At 69.8% G+C, this 25,565-nt stretch carries 23 protein-coding genes; 10 read left to right on the plus strand and 13 right to left on the minus strand.

Annotated elements, in window-relative coordinates; genetic code table 11:
• Positions 1-140 precede the first annotated feature (140 nt).
• The 5 genes from ACFFJC_RS09895 (at position 141) to xth (ending at position 5,871) form a co-directional block, all read left to right on the plus strand.
• The gene (locus ACFFJC_RS09895; RefSeq protein ID WP_379487336.1) at positions 141-902 is read left to right on the plus strand and encodes an SDR family NAD(P)-dependent oxidoreductase; all 762 of its coding nucleotides are present in this window, start codon (positions 141-143) and stop codon (positions 900-902) included.
• Between the two features lie 118 nt (positions 903-1,020).
• Entirely contained in the window at positions 1,021-1,287 is a 267-nt protein-coding gene (locus tag ACFFJC_RS09900) for a hypothetical protein (protein WP_379487337.1), read from the plus strand.
• A gap of 147 nt (positions 1,288-1,434) precedes the next feature.
• A complete protein-coding gene (locus ACFFJC_RS09905; protein WP_379487338.1) occupies positions 1,435-4,107 on the plus strand; it encodes a GAF domain-containing protein in 2,673 nt (890 codons plus the stop codon).
• Between the two features lie 64 nt (positions 4,108-4,171).
• The gene (locus ACFFJC_RS09910; RefSeq protein ID WP_379487339.1) at positions 4,172-5,056 is read left to right on the plus strand and encodes a GNAT family N-acetyltransferase; all 885 of its coding nucleotides are present in this window, start codon (positions 4,172-4,174) and stop codon (positions 5,054-5,056) included.
• Complete coding sequence (gene xth / locus ACFFJC_RS09915; RefSeq protein ID WP_379487340.1) at positions 5,053-5,871, plus strand: exodeoxyribonuclease III; 819 nt, start codon at positions 5,053-5,055, stop codon at positions 5,869-5,871. Before ACFFJC_RS09910 ends, xth begins: the two co-directional genes overlap by 4 nt.
• 61 nt (positions 5,872-5,932) lie before the next feature.
• Here xth and ACFFJC_RS09920 read toward each other — a convergent pair whose 3' ends face one another.
• Genes ACFFJC_RS09920 through ACFFJC_RS09940 form a run of 5 tightly spaced genes read right to left on the minus strand, consistent with a single transcriptional unit; the run spans position 5,933 to position 10,954 of the window.
• Positions 5,933-7,132, minus strand: coding sequence for an FAD-dependent oxidoreductase (locus ACFFJC_RS09920; protein WP_379487341.1), 1,200 nt, complete (start codon positions 7,130-7,132; stop codon positions 5,933-5,935).
• A gap of 60 nt (positions 7,133-7,192) precedes the next feature.
• A complete protein-coding gene (locus ACFFJC_RS09925; protein ID WP_379487342.1) occupies positions 7,193-7,954 on the minus strand; it encodes a maleate cis-trans isomerase family protein in 762 nt (253 codons plus the stop codon).
• A 57-nt stretch (positions 7,955-8,011) separates the two neighbouring features.
• Positions 8,012-8,611, minus strand: a complete 600-nt coding sequence (gene leuD / locus ACFFJC_RS09930) for a 3-isopropylmalate dehydratase small subunit (protein ID WP_379487343.1) — start codon at positions 8,609-8,611, stop codon at positions 8,012-8,014.
• The gene (gene leuC, locus ACFFJC_RS09935; protein ID WP_379487344.1) at positions 8,608-10,044 is read right to left on the minus strand and encodes a 3-isopropylmalate dehydratase large subunit; all 1,437 of its coding nucleotides are present in this window, start codon (positions 10,042-10,044) and stop codon (positions 8,608-8,610) included. Before leuC ends, leuD begins: the two co-directional genes overlap by 4 nt.
• A 4-nt stretch (positions 10,045-10,048) precedes the next feature.
• Positions 10,049-10,954, minus strand: coding sequence for an isocitrate lyase/PEP mutase family protein (locus tag ACFFJC_RS09940; protein ID WP_379487345.1), 906 nt, complete (start codon positions 10,952-10,954; stop codon positions 10,049-10,051).
• Positions 10,955-11,095: 141 nt separating this feature from the next.
• Between ACFFJC_RS09940 and ACFFJC_RS09945 the strand changes: the two genes are divergently transcribed.
• Entirely contained in the window at positions 11,096-11,917 is an 822-nt protein-coding gene (locus ACFFJC_RS09945; protein WP_379487346.1) for a helix-turn-helix domain-containing protein, read from the plus strand.
• An 18-nt stretch (positions 11,918-11,935) separates the two neighbouring features.
• Here the strand turns inward: ACFFJC_RS09945 and ACFFJC_RS09950 are convergent, their stop codons facing one another.
• The 3 genes from ACFFJC_RS09950 to ACFFJC_RS09960 all read right to left on the minus strand — a co-directional run bounded on the left by ACFFJC_RS09950 (position 11,936) and on the right by ACFFJC_RS09960 (position 14,578).
• Complete coding sequence (locus ACFFJC_RS09950; protein WP_379487347.1) at positions 11,936-12,748, minus strand: alpha/beta hydrolase family protein; 813 nt, start codon at positions 12,746-12,748, stop codon at positions 11,936-11,938.
• Entirely contained in the window at positions 12,745-13,623 is an 879-nt protein-coding gene (locus ACFFJC_RS09955; RefSeq protein WP_379487348.1) for an alpha/beta fold hydrolase, read from the minus strand. Before ACFFJC_RS09955 ends, ACFFJC_RS09950 begins: the two co-directional genes overlap by 4 nt.
• A 97-nt stretch (positions 13,624-13,720) precedes the next feature.
• The gene (locus ACFFJC_RS09960) at positions 13,721-14,578 is read right to left on the minus strand and encodes an MBL fold metallo-hydrolase (protein ID WP_379487349.1); all 858 of its coding nucleotides are present in this window, start codon (positions 14,576-14,578) and stop codon (positions 13,721-13,723) included.
• A gap of 328 nt (positions 14,579-14,906) precedes the next feature.
• On the opposite strand from ACFFJC_RS09960, the gene ACFFJC_RS09965 reads away from it, so the two are divergent.
• Positions 14,907-15,674, plus strand: coding sequence for a helix-turn-helix domain-containing protein (locus ACFFJC_RS09965; protein WP_379487350.1), 768 nt, complete (start codon positions 14,907-14,909; stop codon positions 15,672-15,674).
• A complete protein-coding gene (locus tag ACFFJC_RS09970; RefSeq protein ID WP_379487351.1) occupies positions 15,671-16,480 on the plus strand; it encodes a helix-turn-helix domain-containing protein in 810 nt (269 codons plus the stop codon). The genes ACFFJC_RS09965 and ACFFJC_RS09970 overlap by 4 nt, the downstream gene beginning before the upstream one ends.
• 58 nt (positions 16,481-16,538) lie before the next feature.
• Here ACFFJC_RS09970 and ACFFJC_RS09975 read toward each other — a convergent pair whose 3' ends face one another.
• The 5 genes from ACFFJC_RS09975 to ACFFJC_RS09995 form a co-directional block, all read right to left on the minus strand.
• Complete coding sequence (locus tag ACFFJC_RS09975) at positions 16,539-17,654, minus strand: class I SAM-dependent methyltransferase (RefSeq protein ID WP_379487352.1); 1,116 nt, start codon at positions 17,652-17,654, stop codon at positions 16,539-16,541.
• Positions 17,651-17,965 carry a hypothetical protein gene (locus ACFFJC_RS09980; protein WP_379487353.1) on the minus strand — a complete coding sequence of 105 codons (315 nt, stop codon included), beginning with the start codon at positions 17,963-17,965 and terminating at the stop codon, positions 17,651-17,653. The genes ACFFJC_RS09975 and ACFFJC_RS09980 overlap by 4 nt, the downstream gene beginning before the upstream one ends.
• Before the next feature lie 159 nt (positions 17,966-18,124).
• Entirely contained in the window at positions 18,125-19,516 is a 1,392-nt protein-coding gene (locus tag ACFFJC_RS09985) for an MFS transporter (protein ID WP_379487354.1), read from the minus strand.
• Positions 19,517-19,601: 85 nt separating this feature from the next.
• A complete protein-coding gene (locus tag ACFFJC_RS09990) occupies positions 19,602-22,067 on the minus strand; it encodes a TonB-dependent receptor (protein WP_379487355.1) in 2,466 nt (821 codons plus the stop codon).
• A gap of 140 nt (positions 22,068-22,207) precedes the next feature.
• Positions 22,208-23,674 carry an MFS transporter gene (locus tag ACFFJC_RS09995; RefSeq protein WP_379487356.1) on the minus strand — a complete coding sequence of 489 codons (1,467 nt, stop codon included), beginning with the start codon at positions 23,672-23,674 and terminating at the stop codon, positions 22,208-22,210.
• Between the two features lie 229 nt (positions 23,675-23,903).
• Here ACFFJC_RS09995 and ACFFJC_RS10000 point away from each other — a divergent pair, with 229 nt between their 5' ends.
• Positions 23,904-24,266 carry a YciI family protein gene (locus ACFFJC_RS10000; protein WP_379487357.1) on the plus strand — a complete coding sequence of 121 codons (363 nt, stop codon included), beginning with the start codon at positions 23,904-23,906 and terminating at the stop codon, positions 24,264-24,266.
• A 46-nt stretch (positions 24,267-24,312) separates the two neighbouring features.
• On the plus strand, positions 24,313-25,518 hold the full coding sequence (locus ACFFJC_RS10005) for an MFS transporter (RefSeq protein ID WP_379487358.1): 1,206 nt from the start codon (positions 24,313-24,315) through the stop codon (positions 25,516-25,518).
• Positions 25,519-25,565: the final 47 nt, after the last annotated feature.

The following is a 25,565-nucleotide window of genomic DNA, read 5'->3' on the forward strand; positions in this document are numbered from 1 at the left end:
GTTTGGTGCCGCCCCACCGGAGCGGAGCATGCAGCCCCGGGACGCGGGAGGTTGCGTCCCAGGTCAACCCGTGCCGCTTGCCGGGCGACCCGAACCGCACCAGGCTTCCGCGCAAGACTGGGGCGTTGGGGGGAGTAGCCGTGGAACTGACAGGCAAGACCGCGCTCGTCACGGGTGCAAGCCGCGGGCTGGGCCGGGCGATCGCCGAAAGGCTCGCGTCGGCGGGCGCGCTGGTGGCGGTCAACTACGCCGAGAACCGGGTGGCGGCGGAGGAGACGGTGGCGCGCATCGCCGCCGCGGGCGGCCAGGCCTTCGCGGTCCAGGCGCGGCTCGGCGGGATCGCGGGGGCGCAGCAACTGGCGGCCCGGCTGGACGAGGAGCTGGCGGCACGAACCGGCGCGGGGCAGCTCGACATCCTGGTCAACAACATCGGCGGCGGCGACTACGGCCGCATCCTGGATGTGGACGAGGCCGCGTTCGACCAGGCCTTCGGCAACAACGTGCGCGCCGCCTTCTTCCTGACGCGCGCGCTGCACGGCCGGCTTGCCGCCTCGGGCCGGGTGGTCAACCTGTCCTCGACCGGCTCGCGGCTCACCGATCCCGGGATCATCGTCTATACCATGGCCAAGGCGGCGGTGGATGCGTTCACCCGCGTGCTCGCGGCCGAGCTCGGCCCGCGGGGGATCACGGTGAACTCGGTCGCGCCCGGCTTCACCGCAGGGGAGACCAACGCGCACGTCACCGAGGATCCCGAGGCCGCGCGCCAGGTGACCGAGGCGACGGCGCTGCGCCGCTTCGGCACGCCCGAGGAGATCGCCGACATCGTCTATGCCCTCGCCTCGCCGCTCGGGCGCTGGGTCACGGCGCAGAACATCGAGGCGAGCGGCGGCTTTCGCCTGTGATGGCGAACCTCGGCCTCCTTCCTGGAAGGGCGACGGGAACACGGGCACCCCCTGCACGTTCCCTGAGACCGGGTGCTTCCCCTTGCGGGCGCGCTCTTGAGTCTTGGAAGGTGAGCCCGTGAGCAAGAAGAAGAAAAAAGGTTCGGTCAAACTCCCGAAGCGACTGATGGGCGTGAAGATCCCCAAGGACCTGCGCTCCACCATCAATGCCGCGCTCAAGGAAGTTCCCGCGCACACACTCAAGCCGCTGCTGCTCTCCGCGGTGGGGGCGCTCGCCACGGGCGTGCTCGGGCGGCTCAGCGGCGAGGCCGAGGGCAGCCGCCCCGCTCCGGTGACGGGCGCACGCACGGCGCGCCGAAAGGATGAGCCGACGCTCCGGCACTGAAGGCTGTCGTCGACCAGAAGACGCTGTCGGCGTGCCATTCGCGCCGCGCAGCAGCGATCTGCGCAAGGGCTTTGCACCCCGGCAGGCGCAAGCTATGGTGCGCCCCTCGGGGAGCGAACGCAAACGAGCATGATTGAGGGAGCGTCGGTGGATTCCGTCTCTGCGAAGTGGCCGGCGCTGTTCGCGGTGGCAGAGCGGCTTGCCCGCGTGCGCACGCTCGACGAAGTGGTCGAGGTTGTCCGCTCCTCCGCCCGCGAGATCGTCGGCGCGGACGGGATCGCGTTCGTGCGCTGCGAGGCCGACCGCTGCGCCTACATCGCCGAGGATGGCGTGGGGCCGCTCTGGGCCGGCCAGTCGTTCCCGCTGTCCGACTGCGTCTCGGGCTGGGTCATGCGCAACGGCGAAGCCGCGGTGATCCCGGACATCTATACCGACGAGCGGGTGCCGCACGCGCTCTATCGAGACACTTTCGTGCGGAGCATGGTCATGGTACCTGTCCGCACCGGCGGCGCGAGCTTCGCCATCGGCGCCTACTGGGCGCGTACCGGGGCTCCCCCGCCCGACGCGCTGCAGCTGCTGCAGCTGCTGGGGGGCAACATCGGCATCGCGCTCGGCAACGTCGCGCTTCACGATTCCTTCGAGGTCCTGAACCGCACCGCCGCCGCGGTCGCCGCCGAGCGGGACATCGACCGCGTCGTGCAATTGATCACCGATGCCGGGGTGGAGCTCACCGGGGCCGAGTTCGGCGCCTTCTTCTACAACCTGGTCGACGAGCGAGGCGAGAGCTACATGCTCTACAGCCTCTCGGGCGTCCCGCGCGAGAGCTTCGCCGCGTTCCCGATGCCACGCAACACGGCGGTCTTCGCCCCCACTTTCGGCGGCGAGGCGGTGGTGCGCTCCGACAATATCCGCCTCGATCCGCGCTACGGCCACAACGCGCCGCGCCAGGGCATGCCGGAGGGGCATCTGCCCGTCACCAGCTATCTCGCCGTGCCCGTCGTCTCGCGCAGCGGCGAAGTGCATGGCGGCCTGTTCTTCGGCCACCACCGCGAAGGCGTCTTCAACCAGGAGCACGAGAGCGTGCTGCTGGGCATGGCGGGCCACGCCGCCATCGCAATCGACAACGCGCGGCTGAACCAGGTCTCCGAGAACGAACTGGGCGCGCGCCGCCTCGCCGAATCCGAGCTGCGCGATCTCAACGCCACGCTGGAGCGCCGCATCGAGCAGCGCACGGAAGAGATCCGCGCCGCCTTCGAGCAGCTGGAGGAGAGCGAGCGCCGCTTCCGCATCCTGGTCGACGGGGTGAGCGACTACGCGATCTACATGCTCGACGCCGACGGCTACATCACCAACTGGAACGCCGGCGCGGAGCGGATCAAGGGTTACACCGCGCAGGAAATCGTCGGCCGCCACCTTTCCACATTCTACACCCCGCGCGACCGCGAAGCCGGAATGCCCGCGCGCACGCTGGAGACCGCGCGCCGCACCGGCAAGTTCGAGGCCGAAGGCTGGCGCCTGCGCCGCGACGGGACGGAATTCTGGGCCAGCGTGGTGGTCGACGCGATCCGCGACGAAGAGGGCACGCTGATCGGCTTCGCCAAGATCACCCGCGACCTCACCGAACGCCGCGCCGTGGAGGAGAGACTGCGCCAGTCGCAGAAGATGGAAGCGGTCGGCCAGCTGACCGGCGGCATCGCGCACGACTTCAACAACCTGCTGACGGTCATCTCCGGCAATCTCGACATCGCCGCGCGGGTGCTGGGCGACGGCGAGGGAACGGCGCGGGCCCGACGCTCGATCGGCAATGCCATGAAGGGCGCGGAGCGCGCCGCGGCGCTGACCCAGCGCCTGCTCGCCTTCGCGCGGCGGCAGCCGCTGTCGCCCGAGCCGCTGGACCTCGACACCCTGGTCGCGGGCATGTCCGAGCTGCTCAACCGGGCCCTGGGCGAGCTGGTGAAGCTGGACGTGGCGGGCACGCCCGGGCTCTGGCCGGTGGAGGCCGACCCCAACCAGATGGAGAACGCGCTCATCAACCTGGCGGTCAACGCGCGCGACGCCATGCCGGCGGGCGGGACGCTGCGGATCACCACCGCGAACGCGCGCATCGAAACCAGCCAGGGTGACGTTCCGCCGGGCAGCTACGTCCTCTTGACCGTCAGCGACACCGGCTGCGGGATGCCGCCCGAGCACCTGACCCGCGTGTTCGAACCATTCTTCACCACCAAGGAAGTGGGCCGCGGCACCGGGCTCGGGCTCAGCCAGGTCTATGGCTTCGTCAAGCAGTCGGGCGGGCACGTCGTGCTCCACTCCGAGGAAGGCCGCGGCACCAGCGTCGAGATGTACCTGCCCCGCTTCGTCGGCACGTTGGTGGAGGGCGAGGAGGCCGAGACGCTGGCGGTGGACGAGCGCAGCGGCCGCGGCGAGACCATCCTGGTGGTCGAGGACGACGACGAGGTGCGCGCCTTCTCGGCCGAGATCCTGCGCGAGCTCGGCTACCGGGTGATCGAGGCGTCCGACGGCCCCACCGCGCTGCGCACGCTGGAAGAGGTGGGATCGACGATCGACCTCGTCTTCACCGACGTGGTCATGCCCGGCATGTCGGGCAAGGACCTGGGGGACGAGCTGCGGCGGCGCCGGCCGGGGCTCGGCATGCTGTTCACCAGCGGCTACACCGGCAACACCATCTCTCCGGCCGAGCGCATCGACCCGGAGGCGCCCCTGCTCGCCAAGCCCTTCACCTCGTCCGAGCTGGCGGAGCGGGTGCGCGACCTGATCGACGCCGCCGCCACGCGCCGCCTGGCGGCGGACGGCCAGTCCTGATCGCAGGCGGGCCCGGCAAGCGCCGCCCCACGAAACCTTGCCGCGCGCGGGGGGTTCGTCGAGGATGGAAACGCCTTCGGACGAGGACCTGCGCGAAGCCGCCGCGCACCGCGGCTTCCGGCTCGTGCGCTCGCGCCGGCGCAAGCCGGGGGTCGGGGACTACGGCAAGCTCGGGCTGGCGGATGGCGAGGGCAAGCCCGTCTTCGGCTTCGGTCCGGACGGCTTGACCGCCAGCGCCGCGCAAGTCGCGGCGTTCCTGCGCAGCGGCGAGGTCGATACCTGGCGCAAGTCCGCCGCGCTCGGCCCGGCTGCCCCCCCTTCCCGGAAGACGGCCCCGCCCGCGCCTGCGGAGCCTCCAGCCCGACGACGGCGCCGGGCGGCAGCGGCAGCGGCAGCGACGGCCCCGGCGCCGCGCAAGCCGCGCCGTACGCAGCCCGCCCGCGCAGCCCCGCCGCCCCCCAAGCCCTCCCCGCAACCTTCCCCAGAGCCGAAGCCGCAACCGGAGCCGCTGCGGATCGGACCCGGCAAGCGCGCCGACGTGGCGGCGCTGGCGCAGTTCCTGTCCGCTGCCGGCCTCGCGTCCTCCGAGGCGGCGCTGGAGGCGCGGATCGCCGCCTTGCTCCGCCCGGGCAGCGGGCTGGTCCTGGCGCGGCGCGGGGCGATCGTGGGCTGCGCCGCCTGGAGCGTGGTGCCGGCGCTCCATCGTCCGCCGGTGGGTCGCCTCTCGACCCTCTTCGTCGCCGCGCGCGAGCGGCGCCGCGGCGTCGGCCGGGCCCTGCTCGATGCGGTGCGCGCCGCGCTGCCGGGCGCCGGCTGCACCGCCCTGGAAGTGATGAGCGACATCGAGATCCGCAACGCGCACGGCTTCTTCCGGCGCATGGGCCTGGCGCAGGCGAGCTACCGCTTCGCCGCCCCGCTGGAACCCGCGGGCGAGGAGCCCGGCCGGTGAGGATCGCCACCTACAACGTCAACGGCGTCAACGGCCGCCTGCCCGTGCTGCTGCGCTGGCTTGCGCTCGCCCGGCCCGACGTGGTGTGCCTGCAGGAACTCAAGGCGCCGCAGGACAAGTTCCCCGAAGCGGCGCTGCGCGAGGCGGGCTACGAGGCGATCTGGCACGGGCAGAGCCGCTGGAACGGCGTGGCGATCCTCAGCCGCTCGGGCACGCTGCACGAGACCCGGCGCGGTCTTCCCGGCGATCCGCTGGACGAGCAGAGCCGCTATATCGAGGCCGCGGTCGGCGGGGTGCTGGTGGCGGGCCTCTACCTGCCCAACGGCAACCCGCGGCCCGGCCCGAAGTTCGACTTCAAGCTGCGCTGGTTCGAGCGGCTGCATGCGCACCTGGCCGAGCTGGTGGCGCTGGACGCGCCGGTGGTGATCGCGGGGGACTTCAACGTGATGCCCACCGACCGCGACGTCTACGTGCCCGAGCGGTGGCGCGACGATGCGCTCTTCGCGCCGGAAGTGAAGGCTGCCTACGCCCGGCTGCTGGAGCAGGGATGGACCGACGCCCTGCGCCACATGCACCCGGACGAGACGATCTACACCTTCTGGAAGTACTGGCGCGGCGCCTTCGAGCGCGATGCGGGCCTGCGCATCGACCACATCCTGCTGAACCCGGCCGCCGCCGCCAGGCTGGTGGACGCCGACGTCGATCGGCGGCCCCGCGGCTGGGAGAAGACCAGCGACCACGCGCCGGTCTGGGTCGAACTCGCGCCGGCCGCCCGCAAGACCCGGAGCGCCCGGCGCGCGAAGAGCGCGTCCTAGGCGGCTCCGGCATCAGCCTGCATCTCGCGGCGCGCCGCAGGCACGGCGCGCCGGAGCGGCGTCACGCGATGGCCGCGGCGTCCTGCAGGCTCGCGATCATCGACTGGCGCAGCAGGTACTTGCGGCGTGCGTCGTCGTCGTTGAGCAGGGCCTGCATCTTGTCGCGGCGGCGGGCATGCGCCTCGCTCTGGCCACCGCGCATGATTTCCATGTTCTCGATGGTCTGCTGCTGGGTGAAGGCATGCGTGACGGTACGGCGCTGGCGCTCGAACACGTCGAGCACGGCATCGTCCGCGCCCTTGAGCACGTCGACCAGCTTCTCGCACAAGTTGAACGCGTCGTGGACGCCGCTGTTCATGCCGAAGCCGCCGAGCGGGTTGTTGAGGTGCGCGGCATCGCCCACCAGCAGCACGCGGTTCTGGCGGAACTGCTTGGCGACGCGCTGGTGGACGCGGTAGATCGTGCGGTGGCGCGTCTCCACGCTTTCGCCGTCCTTGAGGAAGCCGCTGAAGACGCGGTTCTTCTTCTCGTCGGACAGGAGCTCCTCGGTGGTCTCCTCGTTGGCCGGCACCAGCACGCGCCACAGCGTGGGCACGCGCAGCAGCACCATCCACTCGTCGGCATCGGAGACGTAGTTGACGTAGGCGAGGTCCGGGATCTCGTCGCGGATCTCCTGCGCCGTCGACAGGCACAGGAAGCGCTCGGGATAGGTGAACCCGTCGAATTCGATGCCGAGCCACTTGCGCACGATCGAGCTCGCGCCGTCGGCGCCGATCAGGTAGTCGGCCCGGACCTTCACGAGGTCGGTCGGGGTCTCCAGCGCGACGTCCACGCCGTCGTCGTCCTGCTGGAACCACACCAGGCGGTGGTTGAACAGCACCTCGGCGTTGGGCTCCTCCGCCAGGCGGTCGGACAGCTTGCGCGAGAGGTGGTACTGCTCGCACTGCAGGCGGAAGGGATAGCGCGTGTCGCCGGCCAGCTCCGCGAAGTCGAAGGGATAGATCTCGCCGGACTTGCGATCGCGCCAGTGGTAGACGGGCGACTTCAGGCCCATCCCCATCAGGTAGTCGGTGACCTTGAGCTGGTCGAGCATCTCCAGCGTCGGCGGATGGAACGTGGAGGCGCGCAGGTCGGCCGCGCAGTCCGCGCCGGTCTCGGCGAGGATCACGTCCACGCCGTTCATCGCCAGATACATCGCGGCGACGGAGCCAACCGGCCCGGCTCCCGCGACCACGACCTGCACCCGCTTGGTAATCGTCATTTCCCTGTTCTCCTTGGCCCGGCCGGAACGACCGGGCGCCGGTTCAAAAATCGAAAGTGGTCAGAACTCGGCCATCAGGCGGCCGAAGCCGTCGATCTGGTCGTCGATCCCGTTGCGCCGCAGCGCGTGCCAGTAGGTGGCGGTGTTGATGGCGATCACCGGCTTGGCCAGCCACGTCTCCGCCGCCGCGGCGAAGCGCATGCAGTCGAGGTTCGTGCCGACCTGGATGAGCGCGTCGACGTCGTCGCCCTCGAGCTGGTGGAACGCCGCGCGCAGGTCCTGCTCGGTGGTCTCGGCGATGGCGATCCAGCTCGGCCGCTGCAGCGCGACGTCGCGCACGGTCTCGTAGCCGTAGTCCGAGAGGAAGTTCTTCACCTCCGCGTTGGCGGTGGGGAAGTAGGGCGAGACGAACGCCACCTTTTTGATGCCGCCGTAGGTCTCCAGCGCGGCGACCACCGCCTCGGCGCCGGTGGAGACACCCAGGCCCGAGACATCCTCGACCTGCTCGCGCCACTTGCGGCCGCCTTCCGCGCCGTTGAAGAACGTCACCGCCGACATGCCCATGACCAGGTAGTTCGGCTCGCAGGTCAGCACCCGGCGCACCGCGTCGTGCGTCATCTCGCTGATCTTCCACGCACCGGCCATGAAGCTGTCGTTGGAGACCGCCTGGGCGTTGTCGACGTGGATGCGGGCGTAGTGGTTGGTCACGCCGCGCGGGCGCAGGTCGTCGAAGTCGGGCTGGACGATGGTGTTGGTCGAGGGGCCGAGCACCCCGAACTTCATCCGGTAGCCCTGCCTGTCCTTGCTGCGAGTGGTCGTCATCTCATTCTCCGTGTCGAGGGCCCGGGGGCCCTCAGGGGTGGAGCCGGGGGGTCGGGTTCAGGCCGTGCGCGCGAGCCATCGCTCGGCGGCGGCGATGCGCGCCTCGTGCGCAGCGATGGCGGCGTCCTCGGTGCGGGTCAGCGCGATCTCGTCGAGGCCTTCGATCAGGCATTCGCGGCGGAAGGGGTCGATGCGGAAGGGCCAGGACGCACCCTGTGCGGTCTCCACCCGCTGTTCGACCAGGTCGACGGCGATCACGCCCGCCGCCCCCTCGGCCTGCGCCGCGCGCATCAGCGGCGCCAGGGCGGCCTCGTCGATCACGGCGGTGAGGATGCCGTTCTTGAACGCGTTGCCCGAGAAGATGTCCGAGAAGCTGGGGGCAAGGACCACCCGGATCCCGATGTCGGCGATCGCCCAGGCGGCATGCTCGCGGCTCGACCCGCAGCCGAAGTTCGCGCCCGCGACGAGGATCTCGGCGCCCTTCCAGCGCGGATCGTCGAACACGCTCACCCCGCCCGCCCGCAGCGCGTCGAAGGCGCCGGCGCCGAGGCCGGCCTTGCTGATCGTCTTGAGCCAATCCGACCCGATGATCTGGTCGGTGTCGACGTTGCTGAGGCCGAGCGGGTAGGCCCGCCCCTCGACGCGGGTCAGGGTCATGCCGGCTCTCCGAGGAACTCGCGAACGTCGGCGAGCCGGCCGGCGACGCCGGCTGCGGCGGCCATCGCCGGGCTCATCAGGTGGGTGCGCGCGTCGGGGCCCTGGCGCCCGACGAAGTTGCGGTTGGAGGTGGAGGCGCAGCGTCCCCCGGGCGGGATCACGTCCGGGTTCATGCCCAGGCACGCCGAGCAGCCGGGCTCGCGCCACTCGAAGCCCGCCTCGACGAAGACGCGGTCGAGCCCCTCGGCCTCGGCCTGCCGCTTGACCAGGCCCGAGCCCGGGACGACGATCGCGGAGCGGATGCGGTCGGACAGGTGGCGACCCTGCACCACCCGGGCGGCGGCACGCAGGTCCTCGATGCGGCTGTTGGTGCAGCTGCCGATGAAGACGTGATCGACCGCCACTTCCGCCAGCGCCTGCCCCGGGGCGATGCCCATGTAGTCCAGCGCGCGGGCGACGGCGGCGCGGCGGGCCTCGTCGGCGATGTCCTCCAGGCGCGGCGCCCGGCCGGTGACCGGCGCCACCTGCTCGGGATTGGTGCCCCAGGTCACGCTCGGCGCGATTGCGGCGGCGTCGATGGTGACCGACTTGTCGAAGACGGCGCCCTCGTCGGTGCGCAGCGTGCGCCAATGCGCGACGGCGCGGTCCCAGGCCTCGCCCTTGGGCGCCATCGGCCGCCCCTTGAGGTAGGCGAAGGCGGTCTCGTCCGGCGCGAACAGGCCGGTGCGCGCGCCCGCCTCGATCGACATGTTGGCGACCGTCAGGCGCTCCTCGATGCTCATCGCCGCGAAGGTGGAGCCGCGGTACTCGATGACGTGGCCGATGCCGCCGCCCACGCCGATGCGGGCGATCACCGCCAGGATCACGTCCTTGGCCGAGACGCCGTGCCCCAGCTTGCCCTCGACGCGCACTTCCATCGCCCGCGCGCGGGTCATGCGCAGCGTCTGGGTGGCGAGCACGTGCTCGACCTCGGTCGTGCCGATGCCGAAGGCCAGCGCTCCCAGCGCGCCGTGGGCGGCCGTGTGGCTATCGCCGCACACGAGGGTGCAACCCGGCAGCGTGAAGCCCTGCTCGGGCCCGACGACGTGGACGATCCCCTGCTCGGGCGCGGTCGCGGTGAAGAAGGGCACGCCGAACTGCGCGACGTTGGCCTCCAGCGCGGCGAGCTGCCGGGCGCTGGCCGGGTCGGCGACCGGAACGGGCCTGCCCGCCGCGTCGACACGCGGGGTGGTCGGCACGTTGTGGTCGGGCATCGCCAGCGTCAGGTCGGTGCGGCGCACCGGCAGGCCCGCCTGGCGCAGCCCCTCGAAGGCCTGCGCGCTGCTGACCTCGTGGACGAGGTGGCGGTCGATGTAGATCAGGCTGGTGCCGTCCTCGCGGCTGGAGACGACGTGCGCATCCCAGATCTTCTGGTAGAGGGTGCGGGGCGCCACGGCGTCAGTCCTGCGCCCAACGCTTCTCGAACGCCCAGACGTCCTCGAAGCCGATCAGGCGGCAGAAGCGCTGGAAGTCGAACATCTCGTCGTTGCGCGGGGCCTCGCCCGCGCGCAGGCGTCGGAACGCGTCCTCCATCGCCGCCGCCGCGGTCAGCGAGGCCATCGCCGGGTAGATGCCGATGGCATAGCCCAGCGCCTGCAGCTCCGCCGGCGAGACGATCGGCGTGAGCCCGCCGTGCGCCATGTTGGCGAGCATCGGCAGGTCGAACGCGGCGGTGATCGCGCGGACCTCCTCCTGGCTCACCAGCGCCTCGGGGAAGAGCACGTCGGCGCCGGCCTTGGCATAGGCCTCCATGCGGCGCATGACGCCGTCGTAGCCCTCCGACTGGCGCGCATCGGTGCGGGCGATGACGAGGAAGTCCTCCGAGGAGCGCGCGTCGCAGGCGACCTCGATCTTGCGCGCCATGTCCGCCACCGGGATCACCCGCTTGTTCGGGGTGTGGCCGCACTTCTTGGGGAACTCCTGATCCTCGATCTGGATCGCGGTGACGCCCGCCGCCTCGTACCCGCGCACCGTGTGGTGGACGTTGAGCAGCCCCCCGAAGCCGGTGTCCGCATCGGCGATGACCGCCGCCTTGGAGGAGCGGACCAGCGTCGCCATGCGGTCGGTCATCTGCGTGACCGAGGCGATGCCCGCATCGGGAAGCCCGTGCGCCGAGGCGGTGAGCCAGTAGCCCGAGCCGTAGACCACCTCGAAGTCGAACTGCGCGGCGACGACGGCGGAGATCATGTCCTGGATGCCGGGCGCGGTCACGAACCGGCCTTCGGCGAGCATCTTGCGCAGGATCGGCTGGGCCATGGTGTCCTCTTCGGGGGTGGAGCGTTCCGGCGATCGACCGCGCGGCATGGATCCTCCCTATGCCGCGCCGCGGCGGGTTAGAACGGCGTTGCGGCATGATATCCGCACGGTGGACATTGCAGCGCAGCATCGGCATGATGCGCGCACTAGGCCGCCGTTCAAGGCGCCAGCATCTCGGGGGCGCACACCATGGACAACGGCATTCCGATCCGGTCGCTTTCGCGCGGGATCGCGGTCCTGCAGGCGATCAACCGGGACGGCTCGGCGACGCTGACGGACATCGCCAAGACCTGTCGCCTGCCGTTTCCGACGGTATCCCGGCTGGTCCAGTCGCTGCTTCACGAAGGTTTGATCGAGCGCGAGCCGAACCGCCGCCACTACCGGCCCACGGCGCTGGTGCAAACCCTGGCCCACGGCTTCCAGGGCGATGCTCGCCTGGTGAAAGCGGCACGCCCGCACATCGTCGAGCTGACGCGCATGGTGGGGTGGCCGATCACGCTCTCCACTCACGTCGGGCACTCGATGGTGATTCGCGATTCAACCCATGCGCTGAGCGCGCTGACCTTCAACGAGTACTTCCCCGGCTACGCCAGCCCGCTGCTGGAGACCGCATCGGGGCTGATCTTCCTCGCCTCGATCGACGACGCGAAGCGCGCGGCGCTGGTGGCATCGCTGCGCGTGCTCGAAAATTCCGAGTGGGCGCACGCCGTCGGGCAGATCGAGGATGACGGCTTCATCGCCCAGGTGCGGCGCCAGGGCTACACCACCCGCAGCTTCAACCGCTTCACGCGCAACCCGGGCAAGACCTCCTCGCTGGCCGCCGCCGTGTTCGAGGGCGAGCAGCCCGCCGGCGCGATCTCGCTCGCCTTCTTCGCCTCGGCCATGAAGATGGAGGACGCGGTGGAGCGTTTCGCCGAACTGGTCCTCACCTGCGCCGCCGCGATCAGCGCCGAACTGTCCACGGGCCGTCCCGCCGCCCCGTCCGGGGAGACAGCGCCCGCGCGCGCATGAGCGCCTGCACTGCCGGGCTCAAGCCGGGCGGGCGAAGCAGCGTATGCCGGGCAGGTCCTGCGCGGCCCAATCCCGCGCCGCCACTGGGCCACCCGCCGTCCAGGCGCGGGCGAAGGCCGTGACCATCGCGTTCAGCGCCGCGATTCTCGCATCGCGATCGCCATGACCCGGCCGAAGGCGGCCGAAGGCGCCGTTGCCATAGTGGTCCATCCCGTCGAACACCGCGGCAAAGCCCTGCCCCACGGCCTCGTAGGAGGCGAGGTGCAGCCGCCAGTCGTCGACGAAGCCCGGCAGCACGTCGGCCGTGCCGGTGATGCAGAGCATCGGCGCGCGACACGCGCTCCAGCCCTGCGCATCGATGACCCCGGGTATCGGCGGCGGCGGGGAGAGCGCGATGACGCAGGCCGGCGCCGGTCCACAGCCGCCTTCGCCACTCGCCAGGCGCGCGCCCCCCGCCACCTGGGCGACGAGCGCGCCGTAGCTGTGCCCCGCCGCCACGTGCCGGCGCACAGGCGGCAGCCCCCCGCCGCCTTCGCACAGCAGCCTTGCGCATAGGGCGAAGTCCTCCAGGCGGGTGCGGCGCACGCGAAGCGGATCGTCCACCAGGCGCGCGGGATGCTCTTCCGAATCGAGGTGCAGCGGGGCCGCCACCGCGAAGCCCGCACCTGCCCAATGGTCCAGCAGCACCCGGTAGCGTGCCGGCGAGGCGTTGGCCCCGTGCGAGAACACGATGCCGCCCACCACGGCGCCGGGCCGCGCGGGCGCTCGCAGCGCGATGTCGACCGCCCGGCCACAGGGTGCGAGCGCCTGCACGGTGCGTTCGGCGGTCACTCGGAAATGGCGGCGGGCAGTTCCTCGCCATCGGCGAACCGGCCCGCCACCTGGCCCGAGAGTTCCCCCTTCTCCAGCGGCAGCATATGGCCCGCGCCCTCGATCACCACGAACTGCTTGTCCTGCCCGCCAACCGCGGCGAAGGCTGCCTCACCGTGCTCGACCGCCAGCGTGCGGTTGTGGCGCGACCACATGACCAGCGTCGGCATGCTCAGCTCGCCCAGCAGCTTCGCCCGCTCCGCTTCGCCCCACAGCGCCGCCTGCGCGTAGCTGGAGGCGATCGCGCCGGTCGGATCCTCGCGGTCCATCATCTCGCCATACCGCGACACCATCGCTTCGGTGACCAGGCCCGGCTCGGCGAAGTTGGCCACCAGCAGCTTGCGCATCGCCTCCACCGGCGGGAGCGGCGCCGGAGCAGGCTCCTTGGCTTTCGCGGCATTGTTGATGCGCCCGTGCCCCAGCGGGAAGTTGATGAGCACGAGCCGGGAGACGCGCTCCGGGTGATGCGCGGCATAGGCCGCGGCGGTCATGCCCCCGCTTGAAGAGCCGGCCAGCACGAAGCGTTCGAGACCAAGGTGCGCGACCAGGGCTGCCAGGAGCGCCTCCTCGTCGGCATAGGTGATCGTCGGCCCGGCGCCCTGCCCGGTGAGCCCCCACCGCAGCCGGTCGTAGCGCACCACGCGGTAACCAGCGAAAGCCGGAAGCCAGGGATCGTAGGATGCAAGGTCGAGGAACGAGCCGTGGACCAGCACGATGACCGGCGCATCCGGGTCGCGCGCGCCCTCGTCGGTGTAGTGGAGCGGGATGCCCTCCAGCGTCGCGAAGCGCGACCGTTCGGTCGCATAGCGCGCCCGCAGCGTTTCCAGCGTGTGCAACGATGCCTCCTTGGTGGTCCCTGGCTTGGTGGTCCCGGGCGCCACGGCGCTAGCATGCACGGGCACGACCTGCGCGGCGGGCGGCGAGGCGCGACCGTCAGGCGGGCCGGAAGGCGCCGCCGTGGCGGCGGATGCGCAGGCTGCCAGCGCCGCGAAAATGAGCGGGATAGAGCTCCAGCCCCTCGTGCGCGGCGCGGTCGAGCATGGCGATGCGGGTGGCGATGGCAAGGTCGGGATCTCCGCAGAAGGCGCTCGTCCACTCGGGGACGAGCAGTTGGACGGGGGAATGGATGGCATCGCCGCAGAACAGCGCCGCGCCCTGCGGCCGGTCCACGTGCAGGCCGAAATGCTCGGCGGTATGGCCCGGCAGCGCTTCGACGGTGACGCCCTCTGCCAGCGCGTCACCGGCGGTGACGAACAGGGCGAGGCCGGCATCCACCACGGGCAGGATGCTGTCGGCGAAGGCGCCGTGGTTGACCGGCTCCGCGCTATGCCGCGCACGCGCTCTCCAGTCCTCCATCTCCCGCCGCGACATGGCATAGCGGGCGCGCGGGAACGTCGGCACCCAGCGCCCGTCCTCGAGCCGCGTGTTCCAGCCCACGTGATCGGCATGCAAGTGGGTGCACAGCACCAGGTCGATGTCGGTCGGGGCAAGTCCGGCGTGCGACAGCTCCCGCAGCAGGCGGTCGCTCGCACGTCGGTGCCAGGCCGGATGACGCGGACGCTCCTTGTGCTGGCCGATGCAGGTGTCGACCAGAATCGTGCGCCCGCCCGCGCGCACCAGCCAGGACTTCATGCCGAGCCGCACCGTCGCCATCGAGGGGTCGAGGTGGTCGGGGCAGAGCCAGTCCGCCTCCCCCGCCAGGCGCGCGGCGTCGGCCGAGGGGAAGAGGTGATTGAGCCCGATCTCGAAGCAGTCCTCGTCGATCAGCGGCGCGATGCGGACCTCAGCCATGCGGCAGGCCCCGGGACGGCGTGGAAGGCACGATGTTCATGCCCTTGGATTCGCACCCGGCGCGCGCCGTGGCCAACCGATCGCGCCGCGATGTTCGCGCTGCGGACGAATCCGAAAAAGGGAATCGGTAACCGCGGCGCAGTTTGTTCAACTCGCGCCTGCAAGGGGTTGCCCGGAAGACCACCCGGCCCACAGGTTGCGCGATAGCCGCTTCACATGTCAGTATTCTTGCGGTGATTGCGATCCATCGACACGGGTGCGGGGGCAGCGACCACTTGCGGGGAGGCGGACTGACAGCGCTGATTTGAATTACCGGGGGTGTGGTTCGATGGCGAATGTGGAATCGGTTACGCGCGGGCTGGAAATCCTCCGCCTGCTCAACATGAGGACGGGCCAGAGCCTGACGGAGCTGGCCGAGGGATCGGGGCTGCCGCGCGGCACGGCCTACCGGATGCTGTTCACGCTCGAGAACTCGGGCCTCGTAGAGCGCATCCAGAACCGCTACTGGATCACGCAGAAGGTGCGCACGCTGAGCCACGGCTTCGACGACGACTGGACCTGCGAGGTGGCGCGTCCGATCATGCGCGAGTTGGGCCGCGACGTGCACTGGCCCCTCACTCTGAGCGAACAGTCGGGCAGCATTGCCCTCGTGCGCGAGACCACCGACCCGGAAAGCACGCTGGTCTTTGCGGAAACCAAGCCGGGTTACCGCATGTCCATGCTCGACACCGCTTCGGGGCGCGTTCTCCTCGCCTATGCCCCCCAGCGGCGGCAGCGAACCCTGCTCGATTACCTGCGCCACCAGCCGGACGGGATCAGCACCTTCGGACGCACCTGCGGCGAGGAATTCGAGGCGATCGGCGGCGTCATCCGGGCCCGGGGGTACGATGTGCTGCCGATGCCGCAGGGCAAGCAGTCGGCGCTGGCGGTGCCGGTGGTGGACGCCTCCGGCCACGCTGTTGCGGCGCTAGCCCTGCGCTATTTCAACTCGGCCATGCGACACAGCGATGCGGTCGAGCGCTTTCTTGGCCCGCTGGCGGCGACAGCGCAACGGATCAGCCGGACCCTCGACCAGCGCGGAGGCGCCCTCCATTGAGCGAATCCCAGCGCTATCACGTCCGCGCCCTCGACCGATCGCTGGCGATCCTGCGCGCCTTGAACCAGCACAACGGGCTGCAGGCGACCGAACTCAGCCGCCTGGTGGCGCTGCCCCGCCCCACCGTTCTGCGCCTGCTCAACACGCTGAGCGACGCCGGCTACGTCGCGCGCTCCGAGTCCGACGGACGCTACAGGGCCACCCGCCGGCTGCGCGACCTGAGCTGCGGCTACGAGGAGGAGACCTGGCTGCGCAGCGTAGTGCGCCCGTTCCTCGCCGAACTGGAGGCGGACCTGATCTGGCCGCTGGCGGTGATCCGGCTGCACGAGATGACGCTGATCGTCGAGGCGCTTACCGATCATGGGTCGCAGATGCTGGAGCGGCGCGACTCCGCAGGGACCGAGGTGGCGCCGCTGGTAAGCACCGCGGGATACCTGCTCATGGCCCTGCTGCCCGCGACGCAGGGCGATCGCTTCCTGGAGCACGCGCTGGAGACCGACCGCGCGACGATGGCACGCCTGGGCTGGACCGAGGGGGACGTGCGCGAGAAGGTGGCGGAAACCCGGCGCGACGGCTTTGCCCACCTCCACCTGCAGACGCACAGCGCCATCGCCGTCCCGGTCTCGTGCGAGGGCCGGATCTCCTGCGCGCTCAACATGCGCATGCACGGCACCCTCGACGCGCGCAAGCAGATCATGGGCCGCTACGTCGGCGACCTGCATCGCGCCGCCGCCATCCTGGCGGAGCGCATCACCCAGGCCGGCGCAGCGGTCTACGAGGCCCCGCCACGCCGCGCCTTCAGCTAGCCTTTCGCTGTGCCGCCCTGCGCTGCCGGTTCCATGCGCCGTCGAAGAGATGGACGGCTCAGACCTTACGGGCCGACGCGACGAACCACGACAGGAAGGTGCCCTTGGATTCGGGCCCGAAATGGCTTGCCGCGAGATCGCCGTTGCGCACCGCGTCCTGGAAGCCGATCCGGCAATCGACGAAGCCTGCGGCGGTGAGCAGCGCGGCATAGTCGGCCGACGTCGCCGCGCGCCAGGCGGGCTCGTTGTTGTAGTCGTGCTCCACTTCGGCCCGGACCTGCGTCCAGAGGTCGAGCTGGGCGTAGCGGCTGGGGACCTCCAGATGCACTACGACGCCACCTTTGCGCAGCAGGCGGTGGCACTCGGCCATGATCCGCGTGATCGCCTCCGCGGAGGTCTCGTGCAGCAGCGCGGCGGAGAACACCAGGTCGAAGCTCTCGTCCGCAAAGCCGGTCGCCTCTGCGTCGGCCTGCACGAAATCGACGGCGACGCCCAGGTGCGCGGCGCGGGCATGCGCGTAGCGCAGCATCGAGGATCCGACGTCGATCGCGACGCTCTCGGCGTCCGGGAACGCGCGCGCGACCGGCACGATGCTGGCGCCGATGCCGCAGCCCAGTTCGAGCAGCCGCGCCGGCACCAAGTCCGGGTAGCAGGCGGCGAGATGCCCCAGCACGGTCTGCCCGCGACCGTCGTTCATGAACCCGCCGTTGCGCCCGAGCATGTAGACCGCGCCGCCCCGGTCCATGACCGCACCCTGCCGCACCCCGTCGGCATCGAGGCTGTAGCCGCCGGGCATGAGGTGCACGTGAGCGTCCTCCAGGTAGTCGGGAACCGTGAAATGCGGGTCGAGGCTGAGCGAGCCCAGCGCGGGGGCAGCCTGAGCCAGGCCGTCCAGCGAAGGCGCCTGCCGCTCCACGGTATCCCAGACGGACTGCCACAGCAGTTCCTGCGAGGCGCGGCGCACGCCGGCCCAGCTGCGGAAGGCCGGCACGTGATGGAGCGCGGCATAGACATGCTCCGCCCGCGCGTTGTGGCCGGGACCGGGATCGAGCGCTTCGGCGATCCCGCGCTGGAGCGGCTCGACCTCGGCGGTGAGGTACTGCTTGAGGTCGCGCACGAAGAGCTGCTCGGCCTGTTCGTCGTGGTTGGCCTGGGCCAGCATGGGATGGGTCATGACAGTCGTTCTCCCTTCATAGCCTCGGCCTCGCGGCGGGCGGAGTCGCGCAAGGGCTGGAACACCTTGGCGATGATACGGCGGCGCAAGACATCGCGTTCCGCCTGCGCGGGCACTGCCGGAGCATAGCGTTCGACCGCTTGCATCTCGAGCACGCCACGTTCCGCCAGCAGGCGCTCCAACGTATCGATGCGCTCGCGCGCGACGGCGAGCTCGCTAGCCAGCGCGGCGATCATCGCGAGGACCTGGTCCTCGCTTTCGGCAAGGCCGGGGATGGGCCGGCGGCCCCGGGTCAGCGGCATGTCGGTCATCGCGTCACTCTTTACAAACGGGGCCGGCCCGCGCGGCGTAGCCGGCGACCCGAATCATCGAAGGGAGGTTGATTCCATGCTGCCGCGTCCGGGACGGCGTTCAACCGGAAGGTGTCCGAACGGTCGCAGGCCGAGAATCCGGACGGCCCGGCACGGTCTTCAGGCAAGGATCGGGTCCTCCTCCGCCCGCAGCGCGGCAAGCCGGCGATCGTCGAGGCGGTAGAGCAGCATCAGGGCGGCACTGATCGCCACCAGTGCGGCGGGGACGATCGAGGCACCCGCGTAAAGCGCGGCGATGGCGGAGGCCGGCTGCTCCACCAGCCGGCCCTGCAGCGTCGGCACGAAGCCCGCCGCGGTCAACAAGACCCCGATCAACCCGGCCCCGAGCGCGAAGGCGAGCTTCTCGACGATGGTATAGGCACTGGAGAACACGCCTTCGCGGCGCAGCCCGGTTCGCAGGCGATCCAGCTCCATGACGTCGGGCAACATCGAGATGCTCATCAGCGTGGTGCCGGCCGCGGCGACGCCGTTGAGTGCGCCGCGAAGCCACACCTGCGCCATCGGCAGCCCCGGCTCGGCCAGGTACCAGCTCGCATAGACCAGCATCAGCAGCACGCTGGCGGAAAGGTAGGCCGCGCGCTTGCCGATGCGGCGTGCGAGCGCGACCCACAGCGGCACCGAGACGGCCGATACCACGTTCTGGACGAGCGTGAGCTGCGCCATGCCCGCATAGCCCAGCTTCAGCACGTTGAGCAGGAACAGCAGCTTGGTCGTGGTGATGACCGCAATCGCCATGTACTGCGCGATCTTGATGCCCATCAGGAGGAGGAAGGGCGTGTTCGCGGCCAGCGCCCGCAAGGCGGTGCCGCGCGGTTGCGGCGGCAGCAGGGGGCGCTCCACCATGCGTGCGCGCCGGGTTGCGGAGAAGCAGGCGATCATGCTGGCGCTCAGCACCACGGCCGAGACCGCGCCCATCCACGCGTAGCCCGTGGAGCCGCCGCCGAACCAGCCCACCATCGCCGCGGTCCCGGCGGCCGAGAAGGTCTGCCCGAGGCTGACGAAGACGGCGCGGAAGGAAAGCAGGCGGGTGCGCTCGTGATAGCCGTCGGTCATCTCGCCCGACATCGCGATGTAGGGCACGGTGAAGAGCGCGTAGCCGGTCGAGTACACGACCAGCGCGAACATCATCCACAAGGCGAGCGCGCCGCCTGACAGCGCCGGCGGGCTGAACAGCAGCAGGAAGCTCGCCCCGGCCACCAGCGCGCCTGCGAGCATGAACGGTCTGCGCCGACCCCACCGGCTGCGCGTCCGGTCGCTGGCCATCCCGATGACCACGTCCGCGACGACGTCGTAGAGCTTCGATGCGGTGAGCAGCATTCCGGCCAGTGCCGCCGACTGGCCGAGCACGGTGGTCATCAGCACCGGGAAGTAGATGGTCACCGTGTTGAGCAGGATGGCGATGCCGAGCGAGCCCACGCCGAAGCCGAAGCACAGCCCGAAAGGCAGGCGCGCGCCCGCACCGATCCTTCCCGCATGGTCGTCCGCGTGCATCGTCAGCCTCTCGTCTCGTCAGGGATGGACTGCCCCGCCCGGCCCCTTGCGGAGACCGGGCGGGGCCGGTGGACTGCGCGGGGCGTCAGAAGCTCTTGCGCACCTGGATGCCCACTTCACGCCGGTCGTTCGGGGTCAGGAACGAGCCTATGCCCGCCGTCGCAAAGTTGAGCGGGATGCTGGAGAGATCGGTGTAGCGCCGGCCGGTCAGCCAGGCCTTCTTGTCGAACAGGTTCGCTGCGTAGAGCTTGACCGAGAGGTCGTCGGAGAAGAACTCGACCGCCGCGTTCAGGGTGGTGAACGCCGCCAGGGTCGTGATGTTGGTCTCGTCGGTGTACTGGCGGCCCTGGTACACGACGTCGCCGCGCAGTCGGTAGCTCCAGTCGCCGACCAACCCGTCCTCCCACGTCGCCGAGGCGGTGCCGGTCCACGTTGGGGTGCGCGGCAGCTGGTTCCCATCGGCCTTGTAGGTGTCGGCAGTGGGTATCCCAGAAAAGTACGTGTTGTACGAGCGGTTGGTATAGTCCTTGTACTTGGCGTCGATGTAGCCCAGCGAACCCTTGAGCGCGAGCTGCCGGAGGGGGGACAGGCCGCCTTCGAACTCGATGCCCTTGATCTCGGCGGTGCCCGGCACCGTCACGCTGTAGACCGGGTTGGCGAGCGTGGGCACGATGATCGCGTTCGACGTCTTCACGTTGTCCCACTTCATCTTGAACGCCGCGAGGGTGAAGTAGGCCCGCATGGTGTCGAAGCTCTTCTTCACACCGACCTCGTAGTTGGTGAGCTTCTCCGGGCTGAGCTGGATCTGGAAGTCGGGGAAGGCCGCAAGGATCGCCGCCTGGTTCGGCGGGGTCTGGGCCAGGAACGACGAGTTGATGACGCCTGGCAGGAAGGCGTAGGAATAGCTGCCGTATATCGTCGCGTCGGGCACCGGGTGGAAACTGGCGATCACGCGCGGCGTGAAGCGCTTGGTCGTCAGCTTGCTCGCCACCAGGTTGTTCGATGCGTTGGAGCCGCCGAACGTCGTGTAGTCGTCCACCTGGTAGCGGCCCTCCGCGGTCAGGGTGAACCATTCGACCGGGGTCACGTCGGCGCCGAAGAACAGGCCCAGGGTGCGGATCTTGTCGTTCTGGTTGGTGGCGGAACTGGTGACGCCGCGAATGACGGTGGCGCCGGACACCGTCTGGTTGTTGACCGAGACGCCTGTGTCGGTGCTCGCCTGGATGTTCTGCAGGAAGTAGTTGGCACCCACGGTGGCGTTCAGCCAGCTGTCATTGGTGTAGCGCAGGCGCGCCTCGAAGCCGGCGTCCTCGAAGTCCATCGGAATCGCCTGGTAGCCGGCTGGGCTCGGCGTGCCGTCGGTGTCCTGGATCGCGGCGATGCGCTGCTTCGCGTAGCTGGCGTTGCCGCTGAACGAGAGCCCCTCCGCGATATCGTACTCGACGTTGCCGGCGATGCGGTAGGTGATCGAATGAAGGCCGAAGTGGTCGAGGCTCGGTGCGTTCGCGAGCAGCGGGTCGTTCAGCGAATTGCCGACCAGGACGTCGCCCAGGTTCACCGCCGGAAGCGCTCCTGCGGCAGGCAGCGTGACCAGCGCGGTGTTCTTGTCGATCACGCTGGAGCTGAACGGGATGTTCCCGCACTGGAACCGCCGGTTGAGCCTGACGTCGAGCCGGCCGCCGGTCGTCTGGACCGTCATCGGGGTCCCGACGGGGCAGTTGCCGTACGTGTTGTACGCGTAGAAGATGCTGTCGGAGGCGCTGTCCTCGTTCTCGATGTACGATCCGCGCAGCTTGACCTTCAAGCTGGAGGACGGCCGGAACACGAGCGTCAGGTTGGCCGAGCGCGTCTTCTCCTCGCCCAGCTTCCCGCCGTCCGAGGCGGTGTACTGCGAGCCCTTCACCTTGCTCGAACCGCTGAGACGCGCGGTCAGCGTGTCACCGGCAAGCGGGCCCTCGATGCTCGCCGCGATCTGGTAGGAGTCGTAGCTCGGACTGTAGTCGAGCAGCGTGTCGGCGCGCAGGTGGTCGGACGGGTCGCGGGTGGTGAAGTTGACCGCGCCGGCAAAGGTCGAGCGGCCGAAGTAGGCCGCCTGCGGCCCCTTGATGACCTCGATCTGCGCGATGTCGGTGAAGTCGAGCGACTGGCCACCGCTGAGGACGTAATTGCCGTCGATGAAGACCGAGCCGGACTGATTGGTCGGACTGGGTATGGAGGTGGAGAGACCGCGGAAGCGCACTTCGGAGATCGTCCGCGCACCCTGCCCCTGCGCGCCGTTCACGAAGAACATGCCAGGCGTGAACTTCGACAGTTCCTGCAGGTCGCGCGCGCCGGTCTGGCGAATGTCCTCGGCCGTGAAGGCCTGGATCGAGAGCGGCGCCTCGACCAGTGTCTCGGACTGCTTGCGGGCGGTGACGGTGATGGTGCCCTCGTTGAACGGCTCGTCGGCAGCGGGAGCGGCGTCCTGTGCGGGCGAAGCCGTCGGGAGCAGCCCGGCGGCAGTGGCCAGGAGTAGGGCACGGTAGTCGGCACGCAGGTTCGTGAAGTTCATGGATACCCCCATTTGGCGTTGGTCGACCGCCCCTGTTCCACACCCTTCTGCCGAGGGTCTTCCGCTGGTCGTGAGCGTCGTCGCAGTCTCGAATAGGCCGTGTGCGCGCCGGCGTCACATGCGGGCCGGCGGCGCGCTCATCATGCGGACGCGTTCTGCGCGGCGAGGGTGTAGCGGGCCTCCAGCCGCTCGTTGATGAGCCGCTGCTTCTCCGCCGAGATCTCCAGCCGGCTGACCACGAAGGCGACTCCGGAAACGGCAAACGCGATGACGATGCACGAGAAGATCGCCAGCTTGTCCGAGGTGTCCACCGACACTTGCGCCACCGGCAGCCCGACGGGAAAGGCGATCACGTCGAGGAAGATGCCGGCCGCGATGTTCACCACGGCGCTGGCGGCGAACATGGTGAAGAAGGTGAAGCTGGACAGCAGCGCCTGGCGCGGCTCGCCGCAGTTCAGCTCCAGCTCGTCCGCGACGTCGCCGGCCACCGTCGCCGAGGTGGTGAGAAAGGCGCCGTAGAAGAAGCCGGCCATGAACTTGAAGCCGATCAGCAAGGGGGCCTGCATCGGTTCGCCGGGACCGGGGAAAAGCGGGGTCAACGGACCGGCGATCGGCACCAGCACGACAAGGCCGTACAGCAGGATGCAGGTCAGCATCAGGCGCTTCTTCTCGATATACGGAACGTAGTAGCGCGCCAGCAGCGCGGCCAGCAGGCCGCCCGGGGGCAGCGCCGCGCTGACGTTGCGGATGTCCTCCGGCGTCAGCCGCCAGTAGTACGTGCAGAGATGCAGGGTGTAGACGTTGAGCACGCCCAGGCTGATGAACATGAAGACGCCCAGCAGCACCTGCCAGCGCACGTTGCGGGTGGAGCGGAAGGCGTGGACGATCTGGCTGAAGGTCACGGCCAGCGAGGGCACCTTGCGCACCGTGCCGATGCGCGTGACGCGCCGCTCGATCTCCTTGCTGCGCGCGTTGGTGCCCCAGATGCACCACGCCATCAGCAGCAGCGACACGACCGAGATCATCGCCGCGAAGCGGGGGTAGGCGGCGCGGTTGAGCTGGCCGTTGGGAAACTCCGGGCTGGCGGCGAAGAAGAAGGTGAAGGCGACGATCGGCATCACCATCCGGCCCAGCGACGTTCCCACCGAGCGGAAGGCGGTGAGGATCGGCCGCTCGTAGCGGTTGCGGCTGAGCTCCACCCCCAGCGCGTAGTAGGGGATGGTGAACAGCGAGATCGAGACGCGCGCGATCACCGCAAAAACCACGAGCCAGATGAAGGTGGCGGTCTTGCTCAGCGTCTCGGGCGCCCAGAACAGCAGCGTGAAGCTGATCGCAAAGGGCACCGCGGCGATCGCCATCAGCATCTGCCGCCGGCCGAGCCGCGTCACCGGCATCGCGTCCGAATAGCTGCCGATGGAGGGATCGACCAAGGCGTTGACCGTCAACGCGATGGCGATCGCCACCCCCGCCAGCGCTCCGGGAAGCTGCAGCACCTGGGTGAAGTAGAACAAGATGAACATGTCCCACACCGAGTTCTTCAGGGTCTCCGGGATGCCCCCTGCCCCGAACGCGAAGCGCGTTCCGTGGTTCAGCCTGTCGTCGAGCATGGCGTGTCTGGTCCCTTCCCCTGCGGCGCACCGTCCGAAGCCGGCAATCGAGCGCAAAGCCGCGGGGTGTGCAACGAGGCAAAGGCGAATTGACCACTATGAGGACAGCCCGCCCGGCCCCTGTTCACAAGATGGACGCGCGTGCCGACCGCGCGAGCGCACCCGGCGGGGGCGGCGCATGGACGTCGCCGGGGCCCGGCAGTGCGGGCCCGATCCAAGGAGTGCGCGCATGTTCATGGTCCGCCGTCGCCATATCGAGAACGTCCGGAGTGTCACCGAGGGGCTCGACAAGGCCCACGAGGACCACATCGCCGCGTACAGCCGCACCATCGCATCAGGCAACCTGGTCGACGAGGACGGCAGGATGGCCGGCGTCCTCGCCATCTCCGGGCACGAGACCTGGGAGGCGATCCGTCACTACGTCTACGAGGATCCCTTTACCAAGGCGGGCGCCTACGCGGAGATCGAGATCAAGGAGCTCAACCTCTACCTTCTCGATGCCGCCTATGCCCGCGCGCCGGACTGGCTGCTGGAACGCAATCCTGACCTGGCGCCGCGCTTCACGCCGGTGGAGCGCGTGGGCGGGCGCTGAACCGCGCGTCCCGTCCCGAGACCGACTTTCAGAGGCCATCGTTTCCATGTCGATTCTGCTGCGGCCGCTGAGGCAGCGCACGTTTGCGCTCCTCTGGGGCGCGACTCTCCTGTCCAACCTGGGGTTCTGGATTCAGGACCTGACAATGGGCTGGCTGATCGCCGGCCTGACCGATTCCCCCTCGCTGGTGGCGCTGGTTCCCGCGGCGGGCATGCTGCCCACGTTCCTGTTCTCGCTGCCCGCCGGAGCGTTCGGTGACGCCGTCGATCGACGGCGCTTCCTCATCACGGTGCAGGTGCTGTTCGTCGTCCTTCTGGTCGTCTTCGCGGTGCTGGTGGGTCTCGGTCGGCTGGAGATATGGGGCGTGATCGGCTTCGCTTTTCTCCACGGCACCCTTGCCGCGGTGTCGGCGCCCACGCGGCAGGCGATCCTTCCCTCCATCGTGGATGCGGAGAACGTGCGCGGCGCGGTGATGCTGAGCGCCGTCGGCTACAACGGCAGCCGCGCGGTGGGCCCCATGCTGGGCGGACTGATCCTCGCCGCGTTCGGGCCGGTCGCCGCCATCGCCAGCTATGCGGTGTCCTGTCTCGCGGTCGGAGCGGTGATCTACGCCTGGCGCAACCCGCACGCACCCGCCGGCCGGCTGCGCATCTACGCCCAGTCGGGGGAGGGCCTGCGATACGTGTGGAGCAACCCGGGCATGCGCCTCTCGCTGCTGCTAACCGCGCTCTACTTCCTCGCTATTGCGCCGCTATGGGCGTTCGCCCCGCTCATCGGCAAACAGTTCGCGCAAGGCGATACGCGCATCTTCGGCCTGTTCCTGATGGCCCTGGGGCTGGGCGCCGTAACCGGCGGCCTCAATCGGAAACTGACGTCGCAGACGCGATTCGGCTTCGTGCTCGCCGCCGGTTCGGTGTTTTCGGCCGTGGCACTGGCGATCATCGCCCTCTCGCATTCGATGCCGCTGACGCTGGCCGGATTCTTCATCGCCGGCCTCGGCTGGATCAGCGTTTCGGGCGGGATCAACAGCCACATGCTGCTGGCCGCACGCGCCGACTACCGCTCGCGCGTCATCGCCATGGTCATGATCGTCTTCTCGGGCGGACTCGGCCTCGGCAGCTTCCTGTGGGGGCAGCTGGCGCAGCACCTGGGGCTGGCGGAAAGCTTCCTGCTCGGGGCGGTGGCGCTCGCGGCGCTGGGCATGGCCGCCTACCTGATCGACCGCACCGCCCAGCTCTCCACGCCCGCATGACGGACGCTCCCGCAGCTGCGCTTTGAGCGTGCGCGGCGGCCGATTTA

Source organism: Novosphingobium soli, from assembly GCF_042432915.1.
Taxonomy (GTDB): Bacteria; Pseudomonadota; Alphaproteobacteria; order Sphingomonadales; family Sphingomonadaceae; genus Novosphingobium; species Novosphingobium soli.

What these genes read in the sequence shown, in the direction of transcription:
- ACFFJC_RS09980 (WP_379487353.1), bottom strand. Translation starts at nt 17,965, where the DNA reads ATGACCGACATGCCGCTGACCCGGGGCCGCCGGCCCATCCCCGGCCTT.
- ACFFJC_RS09965 (WP_379487350.1), top strand. Translation starts at nt 14,907, where the DNA reads ATGGCGAATGTGGAATCGGTTACGCGCGGGCTGGAAATCCTCCGCCTG.
- ACFFJC_RS09995 (WP_379487356.1), bottom strand. Translation starts at nt 23,674, where the DNA reads ATGCTCGACGACAGGCTGAACCACGGAACGCGCTTCGCGTTCGGGGCA.
- ACFFJC_RS09975 (WP_379487352.1), bottom strand. Translation starts at nt 17,654, where the DNA reads ATGACCCATCCCATGCTGGCCCAGGCCAACCACGACGAACAGGCCGAG.
- ACFFJC_RS09920 (WP_379487341.1), bottom strand. Translation starts at nt 7,132, where the DNA reads ATGACGATTACCAAGCGGGTGCAGGTCGTGGTCGCGGGAGCCGGGCCG.
- ACFFJC_RS09985 (WP_379487354.1), bottom strand. Translation starts at nt 19,516, where the DNA reads ATGCACGCGGACGACCATGCGGGAAGGATCGGTGCGGGCGCGCGCCTG.
- ACFFJC_RS09960 (WP_379487349.1), bottom strand. Translation starts at nt 14,578, where the DNA reads ATGGCTGAGGTCCGCATCGCGCCGCTGATCGACGAGGACTGCTTCGAG.
- ACFFJC_RS09910 (WP_379487339.1), top strand. Translation starts at nt 4,172, where the DNA reads ATGGAAACGCCTTCGGACGAGGACCTGCGCGAAGCCGCCGCGCACCGC.
- ACFFJC_RS10005 (WP_379487358.1), top strand. Translation starts at nt 24,313, where the DNA reads ATGTCGATTCTGCTGCGGCCGCTGAGGCAGCGCACGTTTGCGCTCCTC.
- leuD (WP_379487343.1), bottom strand. Translation starts at nt 8,611, where the DNA reads ATGACCCTGACCCGCGTCGAGGGGCGGGCCTACCCGCTCGGCCTCAGC.
- ACFFJC_RS09945 (WP_379487346.1), top strand. Translation starts at nt 11,096, where the DNA reads ATGGACAACGGCATTCCGATCCGGTCGCTTTCGCGCGGGATCGCGGTC.
- ACFFJC_RS10000 (WP_379487357.1), top strand. Translation starts at nt 23,904, where the DNA reads ATGTTCATGGTCCGCCGTCGCCATATCGAGAACGTCCGGAGTGTCACC.
- ACFFJC_RS09990 (WP_379487355.1), bottom strand. Translation starts at nt 22,067, where the DNA reads ATGAACTTCACGAACCTGCGTGCCGACTACCGTGCCCTACTCCTGGCC.
- ACFFJC_RS09925 (WP_379487342.1), bottom strand. Translation starts at nt 7,954, where the DNA reads ATGACGACCACTCGCAGCAAGGACAGGCAGGGCTACCGGATGAAGTTC.
- ACFFJC_RS09940 (WP_379487345.1), bottom strand. Translation starts at nt 10,954, where the DNA reads ATGCCGCGCGGTCGATCGCCGGAACGCTCCACCCCCGAAGAGGACACC.